This window comes from Sporomusa rhizae (genome assembly GCF_041428845.1).
Taxonomy (GTDB): Bacteria; Bacillota; Negativicutes; order Sporomusales; family Sporomusaceae; genus Sporomusa; species Sporomusa rhizae.
This window is the reverse complement of record NZ_CP156925.1, coordinates 3,299,628-3,312,732: the sequence shown is the minus strand read 5'-3', so window position 1 is coordinate 3,312,732 and position 13,105 is coordinate 3,299,628. Positions and strand designations below refer to the sequence as shown.

The 13,105-nt window shown below is 43.1% G+C and carries 14 protein-coding genes; 13 read left to right on the top strand and 1 reads right to left on the bottom strand.

Annotation, left to right across the window (positions count from 1 at the left end; genetic code table 11):
- The first annotated feature begins 52 nt into the window (after window positions 1-52).
- From SRRS_RS15640 to SRRS_RS15590, 11 genes are all read left to right on the top strand, one after another.
- Window positions 53-958: a LysR family transcriptional regulator gene (locus SRRS_RS15640; protein WP_371361806.1), complete on the top strand. Its 906-nt coding sequence runs from the start codon at window positions 53-55 to the stop codon at window positions 956-958.
- 92 nt (window positions 959-1,050) lie between these two features.
- A complete protein-coding gene (locus tag SRRS_RS15635) occupies window positions 1,051-1,224 on the top strand; it encodes a hypothetical protein (RefSeq protein ID WP_371361804.1) in 174 nt (57 codons plus the stop codon).
- Entirely contained in the window at window positions 1,217-1,666 is a 450-nt protein-coding gene (locus SRRS_RS15630) for a nucleoside recognition domain-containing protein (RefSeq protein WP_371361802.1), read from the top strand. The genes SRRS_RS15635 and SRRS_RS15630 overlap by 8 nt, the downstream gene beginning before the upstream one ends.
- 11 nt (window positions 1,667-1,677) lie before the next feature.
- Entirely contained in the window at window positions 1,678-2,151 is a 474-nt protein-coding gene (locus SRRS_RS15625) for a nucleoside recognition domain-containing protein (RefSeq protein WP_371361801.1), read from the top strand.
- 138 nt (window positions 2,152-2,289) lie between these two features.
- Window positions 2,290-2,901 (top strand): ATP-binding cassette domain-containing protein, encoded by a 612-nt coding sequence (locus SRRS_RS15620; RefSeq protein ID WP_371361800.1) that lies wholly within the window; start codon window positions 2,290-2,292, stop codon window positions 2,899-2,901.
- Window positions 2,876-3,553, top strand: coding sequence for a heme exporter protein CcmB (locus tag SRRS_RS15615; RefSeq protein ID WP_371361798.1), 678 nt, complete (start codon window positions 2,876-2,878; stop codon window positions 3,551-3,553). Before SRRS_RS15620 ends, SRRS_RS15615 begins: the two co-directional genes overlap by 26 nt.
- Before the next feature lie 23 nt (window positions 3,554-3,576).
- Entirely contained in the window at window positions 3,577-4,221 is a 645-nt protein-coding gene (locus SRRS_RS15610) for a cytochrome c biogenesis protein (RefSeq protein WP_371369844.1), read from the top strand.
- Window positions 4,218-4,589, top strand: coding sequence for a cytochrome c maturation protein CcmE (locus tag SRRS_RS15605; protein WP_371361797.1), 372 nt, complete (start codon window positions 4,218-4,220; stop codon window positions 4,587-4,589). Before SRRS_RS15610 ends, SRRS_RS15605 begins: the two co-directional genes overlap by 4 nt.
- Complete coding sequence (gene ccsA / locus SRRS_RS15600; RefSeq protein WP_371361796.1) at window positions 4,586-6,730, top strand: cytochrome c biogenesis protein CcsA; 2,145 nt, start codon at window positions 4,586-4,588, stop codon at window positions 6,728-6,730. The genes SRRS_RS15605 and ccsA overlap by 4 nt, the downstream gene beginning before the upstream one ends.
- A gap of 141 nt (window positions 6,731-6,871) precedes the next feature.
- Window positions 6,872-7,345, top strand: coding sequence for a cytochrome c3 family protein (locus tag SRRS_RS15595; RefSeq protein ID WP_371361794.1), 474 nt, complete (start codon window positions 6,872-6,874; stop codon window positions 7,343-7,345).
- Window positions 7,338-8,621 (top strand): ammonia-forming cytochrome c nitrite reductase subunit c552, encoded by a 1,284-nt coding sequence (locus SRRS_RS15590; RefSeq protein WP_371361792.1) that lies wholly within the window; start codon window positions 7,338-7,340, stop codon window positions 8,619-8,621. The genes SRRS_RS15595 and SRRS_RS15590 overlap by 8 nt, the downstream gene beginning before the upstream one ends.
- 137 nt (window positions 8,622-8,758) lie before the next feature.
- Here SRRS_RS15590 and SRRS_RS15585 read toward each other — a convergent pair whose 3' ends face one another.
- The gene (locus SRRS_RS15585) at window positions 8,759-9,982 is read right to left on the bottom strand and encodes a DUF438 domain-containing protein (protein WP_371361791.1); all 1,224 of its coding nucleotides are present in this window, start codon (window positions 9,980-9,982) and stop codon (window positions 8,759-8,761) included.
- A gap of 254 nt (window positions 9,983-10,236) precedes the next feature.
- On the opposite strand from SRRS_RS15585, the gene msrA reads away from it, so the two are divergent.
- Window positions 10,237-10,734 carry a peptide-methionine (S)-S-oxide reductase MsrA gene (gene msrA / locus SRRS_RS15580; RefSeq protein WP_371361790.1) on the top strand — a complete coding sequence of 166 codons (498 nt, stop codon included), beginning with the start codon at window positions 10,237-10,239 and terminating at the stop codon, window positions 10,732-10,734.
- A 175-nt stretch (window positions 10,735-10,909) separates the two neighbouring features.
- Window positions 10,910-13,060, top strand: a complete 2,151-nt coding sequence (locus SRRS_RS15575; protein ID WP_371361789.1) for a PAS domain S-box protein — start codon at window positions 10,910-10,912, stop codon at window positions 13,058-13,060.
- The last annotated feature ends 45 nt before the right edge of the window (window positions 13,061-13,105 follow it).

Here is a 13,105-nt window from a genome sequence, read left to right as displayed (position 1 = left end):
AAAATGTATATATTTACCTTACATATATACATTGCCTGGAGGATAATAACGGATGGATATTCAATTATTTCAATCATTTCTGTTAGTATCTAAACTGAGTAACATTACCAAAGCAGCCGAGATGTTGAATTTCACGCAACCAACAGTTACTGCGCAGATCCGCACGCTGGAAGAACATTATGGGGTGCGTTTATTTGAGCGTATTGGCAGGAAACTTTATATTACTGAAGCTGGGCGTGAGCTTACTTTGCATACAGAAAAGCTGTTGGCCGTTTACCGTGACATTAATACTGCAATGCAACGTTTTTCTGACATGGATAGTCCTATCAAAATAGGAGCATCGACTGCAGTTGCCAGCTATATCATTTCACCAATATTACTGGACTTTCAAAACACCGGGATGGCCGGCTCGGTTATTGTAGATATTTGCATCGACCTGCCGACAACGGTAAAAGGACTTATGGATAATACTTTTGATCTAGCTATTGTGCACAATAAAATTAACAATAGTCAAATCATCCAATTTGACCTGTCACAGGAAAAATTGGTCTGGATAGTCAAACGTGATTTATTTGCTGAAAACAACCATTGTCAAGAGGTAAGCCATTATCCTTTCATTAATTTTCGTCCTGGTTGTGTGTACCGAAGCTTGTATGAAGACGTACTGCAAGAAAAAGGGGTTCAGTCTATTATCGAATATAGCGACGCGGAAGCCATTAAACGGGCAGTGCTGGATGGAGTGGGTTCAAGTATTCTGCCCCATATATTAGTAGAACCGTTTTTAGCAGATGGAACATTAGTGGAATTTAATAATGTTCCACAGCTTACGTTCGTTATGTCTATCGCTTTTCATAAAAGTAAGGTGTTAACACCGGCTATGCGGGCTCTGCTTTTGATCTTTGCAGGACATGCCAATATTCAAAGCGACCTCACCCAATATATTGATGCTAAATCATAGGCAGTTTTTATCGTTAGGATAACCAACCCCAATTTCCATCGCCCCTTACCTGCAAGTTATAATATTAGTAAGATCATTAAGGGGGAGGAACAATGCGGGCTTGTAGTTTTGTGTGTATTATCGGCGTAGTGTACTTACTCATTAACCAATTTTACCGGGGGCTCCATTGGGAACAGCTCATCTTCGGCGGTCTTGTGGTCGTCGCCATATGGACGGATTGCGAACGCTGGCTGCGGTATAAGTTTAGGCGGCGAAAGCATGGCTGACGAGCAAAGGAAGAAGGAGTATGCTGCTCTTGCTATCATAAAAACAGGCTTGTATAAAGGGATAGGCTTAGTTTTGCGATTAGCGAAAGTTATCGTTCCTGCGATTATCTTCGTATCTATTTTGCAAACGACAACTATATTAAATACCATTGGTCAACTATTTGCCCCAATCATGCAGATGGTCGGCTTACCGGGTGAAGCAGCCATTGCATTTATCATTGGTATCTTTGCCAGTATTTACGCCGGTATTGGAGCTATGATCGTGTTACCCTTATCACGAGGAGAAGTAACTATCTTAAGTACTATGATTGCTATCTGTCATAGTGCGTTTATGGAAACGGCAGTGGTAACTGAAGCAGGCGCCAGTGGCACCTTGGTATTCTGCATGCGCTTTATCGGCGCTTTTCTAGCCGCATGGCTTATTCATGTGTCGGGGATATAGGGGGGAAGAAGATGACACTCTTAGCCACAGTATACCAAGGGCTGCTTGTTAGTCTCATAAGTGTGGGGAAACTGGCGCTTATCATTTTGCCGTTTATGGTTATGATTGAGTTTGCCAAACGGTACGGGTGGTTGGAGATCATTGCGAAGTGGTCACAGTGGTTTACTGATATCTTTCGTCTGCCCAAAACTGCTGCTTTGCCTGCCTTCGTTGGTTTATTTATTGGAATTGTGTCCGGTAGTGGCGTTATTCTGCAAACTGCCCAAGAAGAAAACTATTCTCGCAGGACGCTTAGCATCCTGTTTGTAATGGTCGGAATCTGTCATTCCTTATTTGAGGAAACGCTTCTCTTCGTAGGTATGGACGTGAATCTCATGGTAGTAGTAGGGTTTCGCCTCCTGATTGCGCTACTCTTCGCTTATCTCCTTGGGTGGATTTTAGAACGACAATGTATAAGGTTGCAGCAGAAGAGCACACTTTTATAATCGCCTAGACTTAGTCTAGGCGATTTGCTATTGGGGAGGCTTGGGGGGAATCATTTTAGAGAATAGTAAAAAGAAAACTTATTTACTCCTATAAATGGTTATAATATGATAAATATTCCTTTTTTGGAGCAGATTGATATGTGTATTAAAGTTGTACTGGACAATGTTGGTAAAAGATTTGGTGACAGGTCGCTGTTTTCAAGAATTAGTGCCGAGATCGTCAGCGGCCATTGTCTGGTCGTAACTGGCCGTAACGGCTCAGGCAAGTCCACACTACTTAAGATCATTGCTGGATTGATTCGGCCAAGCACTGGTCAGGTTCAGTTTACTTTGGACAACACCGTCATACCAAAAGAGCGAACTGCTTATGCAGGTCTTGTTTCACCTGATATGGCGATGTACAAGACACTTACCGGGATCGAAAATATTATCTTCTGGACAAAGGTATGTGGCATAGCCTGTTCCAAGTCAAGGGCGGAAGAATTATGCAATCAGGTAGGGCTGGGCGGAGCCGGGAGTGAGCAAGTTTTTACCTATTCCACAGGAATGAGACAACGGCTCAAATTTGCTGTAATACAGGCAGTTAATCCTCCGGTATGGCTCTTGGATGAGCCTTCTAGCAACTTAGATGAGCGGGGGAAAAGTATGGTAAAAGCGTTGATTACTGACGCAGTCAAAATGAATGCTGTGATTATTGCTACCAATGAAGCTGAGGAGGCTCGTTATGCCACCAGTAAGATTGAACTTTAGCAGCATAGTATGGGCAATACTGCGAAAAGACATGGTATGCGAGTTTCGAACAAGATATGCTGTCGGGGCAATTATTATGTTTGCGTTCACCACGTTATCAAGTGTCAGTATGGCTATTGCGGGGAAAGAGTTGCCGCCAACGTTTGCTGCGGCATTACTTTGGATAGTGATGTTCTTCTGCTCTATGGCTGGCTTAGCCCGGGTATTTGTGCAGGAGCACGAAACGGGAACGCTTCTGGGACTAAGGCTGTATGCGCCAAGTCTGGCTGTATTGTGTGGCAAGCTGTTGTTCAACATAGGGCTTTTAGCTGGTTTAAGTTGTCTGGTGGTACCTCTATTTGTTATTTTTCTTAACGTTACTATGGAAGAATGGCACCTATTTTCTTTGGTTTTAATACTAGGTGGCGTGGGAATTGCGGCGGTAGCAACGTTGACCGGTGCCATGGTGCTATCCGCGCGGGGCGAGCAGTCCATCTTTACTGTACTGACATTTCCTGTCCTATTGCCACAATTTCTCAGTGCAATAAATGTTTCCACAAAAATTTTGTCAGGTGAAGTACCGGGAATTGATGAACTGATATTTATGGCCGGCTATGATGCAGCGGTTATTGCCGCAGGTATGTTGTTGTTTGACTATCTTTGGCAAGATTAGGAGGACATATGAATCGGAAAACAATGGCAGTAGTAAGCGCAGTATGGTTAATGGGAGTAATTTATTCGGTGTTTTATCTGGTACCACCGGCTGCGGGGCTGGGCTATCTTGTTCGTATCGCGTTTTTTCACATCCCGGTAGCCTGGGTGTCAGTGCTTGCTTTTTTGGTTTCAGCAGCGGCAGCCGGACAATATTTGAGGACAAGGCAATTACGATATGATTGGGTAAGTGCGTGTTCGGCCAGACTCGGGCTTAGTTTTTGCCTGTTGGCTACGGTAAGTGGCGCTATGTTTGCCAAGTTAACCTGGGGGGCTTATTGGAATTGGGATCCTCGCCAAACAACAATCTTTATACTGTTTTTAATCTACGGGGCGTATATGGCGCTGCGCAGCGCCATCGAGGAAGAGGAACGCCGGGCTGTTGTGGCCGCTGTGTACGCTCTCTTATCCTTCCTTACGGTGCCGTTTCTGGTTTTCATTATTCCGCGAATGTACTTTTCTCTCCATCCTGAACCGTTGCTCAATAGTGGTGGTAAGATGCAGATGGAGCCGGTGATGTTGTATGTGTTAGCAGCGGCCATTGCCCTCTGCACAGCATTATACGGGATGCTCCTGGCCGGAAGTGTTATGGAAAAGACCATCGCCACCAAAAAGGGGCTGGATGAATGAAAAAAAGCCGGGTATTCTTACTTGCCGTTATTGTTATTTTTATTGCCTATAGCATCTTAGTGTACCAAAGCTCATTAACGACTTATGTGGATTTTGCACAGGCTAAGAGTACAAAAAGTGCGGTTCAGGTAAAAGGATCGCTCGCAACATCTAAAATTACGCAAACGGAGGATGGCCGTGCTATTGCTTTTGTGTTGCGCGATGATAATGGAGAAGAAGTAACTGTAATCTACCATGGCGTCAAACCGGAGGGCATGGAACAAGCAGCGGGTATCGTTGCTATTGGAAAATACGCCAATGGGCAATTCCAGGCAGACAAACTGCTTGTCAAGTGTCCGTCTAAATATCAGGGGAGTGTGAAGCAATGATTGGTTACGCAGCAATTGCTTTGGCGTTAGTTGTTTCCGTCGCGGCAGCGGGTCTATATTTGATATTGATCAATAATAAAAAATATAGCAGTGAAAAACTGGTGAGCATTGCTCGGGTTCTATATAGCGTATCAACTTTACTTATCGGTATTGCGGCTGTCTATCTATTCTATTTGATTTTAGGCAACAAGTTCGAGTATGCCTATGTATTCGGCTATTCCTCGCGGGAATTATCGATTGCATACAAACTGTCTGTTTTTTGGGCCGGACAAGAAGGATCGTTTTTACTGTGGCTGGTTTTTCACGCCATATTCGGAATGGTTCTATTAAAGAGGCCCGCAGCTCCTGCCGGTGTAATGCTGGTCTATTGTGTGACTCAGTCGGTTCTGTTGGTGATTCTTCTTATCAAGAGCCCGTTTATGGTGTTGTCTGAACCGCACCTGAATGGCGCTGGTCTTAATCTTCTCTTGCAAGATCCTTGGATGGTGATTCATCCGCCGGTTGTTTTTTTAGGTTACGCCGCATTAGCTGTACCGTTTGCTTATGCTATTAGCGGACTCATCACCGGTTGTCACCAGGAATGGGTGGCGCCAGCCAAAACCTGGACACTTTTTGCGTTATCCAGTCTGGGAGCAGGCATTTTTATTGGTGGTTTTTGGGCGTATAAAGTTTTGGGCTGGGGCGGCTATTGGGCCTGGGACCCTGTAGAGAATTCATCACTGGCACCGTGGCTGGCCGCAGGTGCAACGGCGCACTTACTGCTAATGGCTAAGGGCCGTGCCGGTGCTATTAGGCTTGCCTACGTTGGTGTAATTTCAAGTTTTCTCTTAGTACTGTATGGCACTTTCCTTACTCGCAGCGGAATAGTAAGCGACTTTTCTACCCATTCGTTTGCAGATGAGGGAATTGGCGGATTTTTAGGTATTGTCGTACTTGCTGCTTTAACAGTATCATTTGGATTTTATATCTTAAGACTGCCTACTATGCCTTCTGGTGAGTTATATCCGGGAGTTGCCAGCCGTGAATTCATATTAGCACTTACCGCATTGCTCTTGGTATTTTTCTGTGTAGTAGTTTTTGCCGGCATGTCAACGCCGCTTATTACTATGGCCTTCGGTAGCCCCAAAAGTGTCGGCAGTGCTTTTTACAATGATGCTGCTTTACCGTTGGCTGTAGTCATGGGGGCCGCGCTCATAATTGCGCCTGTGGTAAAAATGGGTGGTGTGTCCGGCGGTCATCCTAAACAGTACTGGTGGCTGGTATTTCCTGCGGTAATGGGAATTTCATTAGCTGACTGGATAACAATACTCGATCAGCCGCTCATTACGCTAGTTGTTTGTATGGCGATAGCAGCCGCTGCCTCTCAGCTATATTCGGCTTGGCGCCGGGGTACTTCGAAGGGAGTGGCTTGCAGTCATCTGGGGGTGGCCGTTATCTTAATCGGTATTATGACATCAGGCGCAGGAAGTAAATCCGCGATAGTAAGTTTCACCCAAGGTCTGCCGCAGCAAGTTTTCGGCGAACGGGTGACATATATAGGAACAGAGACTGAGCCAGCCGGTGAAGTAAGGTGTAATACCTTTCAGGTCGGCGCTAGCCAAGACGTTGTTCACTCGTTAACTAAGCTAAATAAAGAAGGTCAACCGGCAGCCAGGGAACCAGGCATTTATCGTCGGTTACTCTCCGATCTATATATAGCCCCTATGGTAAAAACGGAGGAGGATCATGGCCCGGAATTAATGTTGGTTAAAGGCGAATGGATAAATCAGGGCGAAGTACAATTAGCGTTCGTAAAGTTCAATATGGCAGGCATGGATGGGGATGGTCCAGTACGTGTGCAGGCTCTGATTGAAGTTAAAACCGGCTCTCTGTCTCAAGAAGTAAGACCAGAACTGACTAATAAGAACGGCCAGATTACGGGTTCGACAGTCAAAGCGCTTGATCGGTATGAAATTCATATAGTGGGACTTAAACCTGGGGAGGGAAAAGTTTTTATTGAGTTTAAAGATACCTTTATCGGCAAAGCTACAGGACAAGAGCAGCTAGAGGCTGAATTTAGCCAAAAACCTCTTATCAATCTGGTCTGGTTCGGAGCCTTCCTAATCACGGTTGGGACAGGCTGGGTTTGGAGTTACCGTTAGGTAACTCCTTTTTTTATTCATCTAGACAATTTTCACTACTTTCAATGTTGAATTCGATGTATTTGTTGCATAAGTAGATTACTGTGTGGAAATCTAAGAATGTAACAATTGAGGCCTTGTTTTAACGGGGAGGTAGACGTATTGGAATGGAAGAGGTATTTGGAAAAAAATAGTCTGAAACTAATACTTGTTGGCGTTTTAGCGGCTATGGTAGGGATGGCCGTCGCTGGCGGCGGTATTGCGTATGCCGATAAGGCCTCATTTTGTAGCAGCTGTCACTCAATGAAATATGTTGCGACAACATGGCAAGCATCAAATCACCGGCAATTTACTTGTGGTGATTGCCACTTGCCTCAAGAAAATATAGTCGAAAAAATGATGGTCAAAAACCAAACTGGAATACACGATACCTATCACGAATTCTTACGCGATTATCCTGATACGATTAGAGTAAGTGGTAAAGGTAGAGCCATCGTAGAACGTAACTGTTTACGCTGCCATGCTTACACTGTTCAGACTACATTCATGTCAACAGGCGGGCAGTCTTGCACTAAATGCCACCGAGGTATGATACACGGCCATATTGTAGTTAAGGAAGGTGTTCCTGTTGAATAGAACGCAAAAATTGCTTGTTGCATTCTTATCGTTTGTTGTGTTATTTACCGGTGTAATCATAAGCCGGGTATGGATTTTCAAGCCGCAGTCAACTGTTCAACTAGTACGACTGCCTGCGGGGGAATATGACCCCGAAATTTGGGGAAAAAGTTATCCCCTAGAATATAGCAGTTATAAGAAAAACTTAGAAATGGCTCCGTCACCTACGGGGTATGATGGCAATCTAAAAGTACAAAAAGCTGAGATGCAGCCAGAATTATATACCAACTTTAAAGGTAATCCCTTTAGCGAAGATTATACGGAGGATAGAGGCCATCCTTACGCGATGGAAGATTTGCGTGAATCTAAACGGATTGGACCTGCCGCCAAAGGAGCTTGTATAACCTGTAAAACTCCTTATCTTGAACAGGCGTACCAAGAGATGGGCTGGGGTTATGCCAGCAAACCTCTTACTGAATTGATGGATAAAGCAAAACATTCAGTTTCCTGTGCGAACTGCCATGATCCTGAGACTATGGGGCTTCGCGTTATTAACCCAGCCTTTACTGAAGCTATGCAAAAGCGAGGCATTGATGTAACCAAGGCAAGCCGGGAAGAAATGCGCAGTTACGTTTGTGCTCAGTGTCACGCTGAGTACTACTTTGAACCAGGTACTTTTAAGGTCATCTTTCCCTGGGAAAAGGGTTTAACACCTCAGCAAATGTATGAATACTACTCGACTAAACCAAATGGTTTTGTCCGGGACTTTATCCACCCAGACTCACAAGTTCCTGTACTTAAGGCACAGCATCCGGACTATGAGGAATGGCAAAACGGTGTACATGGTCAGTTTGGTGTTTCTTGTGCAGATTGTCATATGCCGTATATGAGAAAGAGCGGACAAAAGTATACTTCTCATTGGATAACCAGCCCAATGAAAACAATCAATGAATCCTGTACTCCCTGCCATACCCAAGGGAAAGAGTTACTGTATGGTCAAGTAAAGGCATTCCAGGATAATGTCTGGCAACTTCAGCATACTGCTGGTCAAACGATTGCAAGGGCGCATGGCGCTATTCAAAAGGCGGGTGCGGGTACAAATCCTAACCAGACAGAGCTTACTAATGCCCGTGAACTGTTGCGGCGTGCGCAGTGGTATTGGGACTATGTCGCGTCGGCGAACAGTATGGGTTTCCATAATCCTGTGCAAGAGCTTAATACATTAGGACAAGCAATTGATTTGGCACATCAAGCCATTGATGCTGCCAATAAGGCGGCAGGTACCAATACCCTATAACTTCAGTAACTAGCTGCTTCCTTGTTTGAAAAATTTAGTACAAAGTAATTTCGATCAGGGTGATTCCAATGTTTGTTTAGTAAAGGAAAGGGCTGCAGAGTAGTCTGCAGCCCTGTATTTTACTTCTAAACGAATAGTTAATCCATAATACGTTTTTCTCCTGTGATGGCTTGCAGGGGTTTTATGTCCTGTGTTGCCTCGAGTACTCCTAAGAATTCACCGCTTGCATCTCGTATTGCAATATATTGGATATAAACAAATTTATCACCCAGTCTGAGCCAAAAGCTCTCCTTGTCTTTCTTTCCGGACTGTAAATCCGCTGCAAGCTGCTCAACAATGTGAACACTGGCAGGTGGGTGGCAGTTTTCAACCTTTCGTCCAATAATGGTTTTTGTACGATGGAAGATACGGTCCTTCGATGCGGAAAAGAATTTGACGAGATTGTCTCTGCCAACAAAAGTTATGTCTAGTGGCAGATGGCTGAAGATTAGTTCAATTTCTTTCGGTGTGAGAATACCTGTAGCAAACTTGATAAGTCCTTGGGCATCTAGATTTTTACTTGTGTGCACATCTGTGAGTGCGGACTTATGTGGTAACCACCGGATAGCTGGCTCAATGAGACAATAGCCGATTTGATCGCTGTCTTCCTGGATAAGCAGCCAATCATTTTCGCTCAGTGTTTCCAGTAGCATGGGAAACATGATCTTATTTTCCTTAAAAATCATTTCGGTAATTTGATGCAATGATTCTTCAAATTTACTTAGAAACTGCTCTTTAGAGCTTGCCGAATAGTGCAGCGCTATTTGTTTGGTTTCCTTGAGCAGTGCCCGGATTTCATCATCTACTCCCCACATGACCTTTGGTGGTGCGGTAATGCCGTAATTTTCAAGGATGGGAAAGATAAGATTTTCTTTTCGGGTGTAGTGTTTATCAACGTCCCACAGTAAATTTATCTTTTCCAATAGTTCATTTACAACGGCTGATTCCTGTTCAAGATTGGCGGTCTTTAGCCTGGCGATAAGCGGACGAATATCTTTGTTAATCAGTTCTTCTATTGCCTGGTTTTCCTTGCGGTAAATGTCGAGAGGATGTCCTTGAGCTACATCCGTACCGGGCTTTTCGCTTAGTGCTTCCTTAAATACAGCTGCATGTACATCACAAAGGCTTTGGATTTCTTCGACAGGAATACCTTCGTTAATAAGACTTTGCTCAATCAGGGAAAGTTCTGCTGCATCCATTTCCGCAGCTATAGAATCGAAAAGGGGTTTTACTTCCTCAACACTTTTTCCTTTATGCAAGTCGAGCAGTATCCCTTTGATAATTTGCTTTCTGTGCTCCCGGTTATTTATAAGTTCACTCATTTGGTCTTCGCCCTCCATCTAATAGTTTCTTATATTTTTAGGTTAAGAGAACAAATATATTCCATGGGGAAGAGACAATCAAAGGATCTATTATAGTTTGAATTGATAAATTATCGACTATTTTTAGTCTCCTTACAAAATTTATAATCTTAACTACTTGAAAGAGCGGATTTTCTAGTTATACTGTAATTGTAGCGGAAAAGTGGGGAAGTATATTATATAAGTGATTTTATTCCATTGGGAGGTAGCCTCTTATGCGGAAAATCTGGCTTGCAGGCGGTTGTTTTTGGGGCGTTGAGGCGTATTTCTTGCAGCTCAAAGGAGTGCTGGATACAAAGGTAGGATATGGGCAAGGTACGATAGACCAGCCTACCTATCAGCAGGTATGCTCGGGTACTACCGGATATACTGAGGTCTGTGAGATTACTTATGATGAAAAGCATTTGCCATTACCGAAGCTATTGGAACATTTTTTCCGGATTATCGACCCAACTACACTAAACCGCCAAGGTCCGGACCGAGGTAATCAATATCGATCAGGAGTGTATTACTCATCTGATGACGAAAAGGAGATCATTGTAAATTTTATAAATGAAATGCAACCCCACTATATGGATCCAATTGTAGTAGAAGTTGAACCTATGAAGAGCTTTTTTCCCGCCGAGGACTATCATCAAAGGTATTTGGAAAAAACACCTGGCGGGTACTGCCATGTTAATTTAGGATTGGCGCGACCAGATGAGCGTAAATAGCAACCTGTGCTTCCGATCAAATGTTCAAGACCTGCGTAACAAATGCGTTACGCAGGTCTTGATTTACTAATAAAAAATATTAATTATAAAAACTGAGTTTCATTGAAAAAAATAGAGGAATATGCCAAAACATGGAAAACAATATAAGAGTATCCGTTTTTTAGGAGGGCTTATATTGTTGCCATCTTCTATCCATGCCAGAGTATATATTTTGATTACGATAATAGTAACAATTCCTCTGATTTTTTTTGCTTATATAAATGCAAATAATACGAAACAACGTCTTATACTTGAAAAACAACAGACTCTGACTATGATTGCAAACACGTTAGATCAGAAGGCTATTCGGTCTTATGATAGTGTTTTGGAGGAGCGAAATGCCCAAAATCTTTCGGTTGACGAAAAGCGACGGATACTTAATGAGTTTTTTCAGCCTTTCATTAATGAGGTATTTCAAAAATATCCTGGCTATGGATTGGCGTATTATCATCGCGATTACAACGTAATTGCGCTTGCGCCATATAAAGAAAATTTAATTGGAGTGCAGGCACATCCGCTTGCTTTACAGGTTTATGAAACCCAAGCAATTACTTTTGTGCAGTTAGATAGCGGTGTAATGCGGGGCGGTAAGCCGCTATTAGCAGTTATTTACCCGCTTTTGTATGAGGGTAAAGTCATTGGACATGCTGCGGTTAATATAACCATTGAAGATATTGAAAATGAATTTTATGCAGTATTAGCAAGAAACATTCTTGTTACCTTCGGGATTTGGTGTCTAATCATCATTACCATAAGATGGTGCTTTAATGGTATTGATAGATCTCTTAAGGAATTCGCAGTACAAGCTAAAGAAGCTTGTACTGACATTAGTAAATTCAAAAGTTTTCCGCCGCTTATTCCAGTATTTGCTGAAATTATCGACCTGAGGGAAAATCTAAGAAAGCGGGAACACAGTTACCGAACATTAGCAGAAAACTCTCCTGACTCAATATATCGCTTTGACCGTGACGGCAGGCTATTATACTTCAATCCCGAAGCGGAAAGACGTGTAGGGAGAAAGTTTCCGCTAGGGAGAAAGCCAGGCGAATATAGTTTTATTCCGCCCATGTATAGTCAATTTGTAGTTGAGACAGTAAAAAGAGTTGTCGAAACAGGTACTAAAGTAGAGGTCGAATATGAGAACAAAGACTTTCAAAAATGGCGAAATCGGCATTTTAAATTGACGTATATACCGGAAAAGAATTCGCGTGGTGAAGTCGAGACTGTCCTTGGTTTTTCGAGGGATGTTACCGAGATCAAACAAGCAAATGAACGTTTCTTGAAAGCCTTTAATTTAAACCCTAATCTTATGATGCTAGTATCACTTAAGGATAGGACTTATATTGATGTTAACGAGGCTTTTCTAAAGGCCTGTAGTCTTAAAAGGGAAGAAGTCGTTGGACGGTCGGTACTGGAATTAAATCTTTTTGCGGATGCAAAACAGCAAGAAGAATTGCAAAACTTACTATTTGGCCAAGGCTATATTTCGAACTATGAGTTGCAATATCGCTGCGGTGATACTGTGCGCACCGGGCTTTTGGCCTGTGAAACAATCGAAGTATTCGGTATTGCCAGTATGCTTCACGTTATAACGGACATCACCGCCAAAAAGCAGCTTGATTCTGAACTGGCTAGATTCGAGAGTTTGAATCTTATCGGCGAAATGGCAGCCAGTATAGCGCATGAAGTTCGTAATCCAATGACCGCAGTGAGAGGATATCTCCAGTTTTTTCAGCGCAGTCCAAAGTTCGTTGATTACGATGAACAGCTTGAGATCATGATTAACGAAATTGATAGGGCCAACTCAATAATTACCGAGTTTTTGTCCCTTGCGAAAAATAAGAGATCCGAATTAGAAATAGGTAATTTAAACGATATTATAAATGTTATGCAGCCTTTATTACAGGCCGACGCAATGTGTTTTGGCCATAGCCTCCGCCTAGAGACTTCACCTATCCCGGATATTCTTCTTGACAATAAAGAAATAAGGCAACTAATTTTGAATTTGGTACGAAACGCGTACGAAGCCATGGAGTTGCCCGGCAGTGTTATAATCAAGACTTACAGCAATAATGATAATATCGTTTTGGAAATTAAAGATACCGGTAAGGGTATTCCGTCTGAAATAAGACATAAGCTGGGAACGCCGTTTGTCACTACAAAAGACCAAGGAACTGGGTTAGGGTTAGCCGTCTGTTATCGCGTTGCGGAAAGGCATACAGCGGTGATAGAATTTGACAGTTCGTTAGAAGGCACTACTTTTTTTGTAAAGTTTAGAACAGAATAAGCTGCAGGATTTCATCCTTGGTGTTGTCATCAATGGGACATTCCC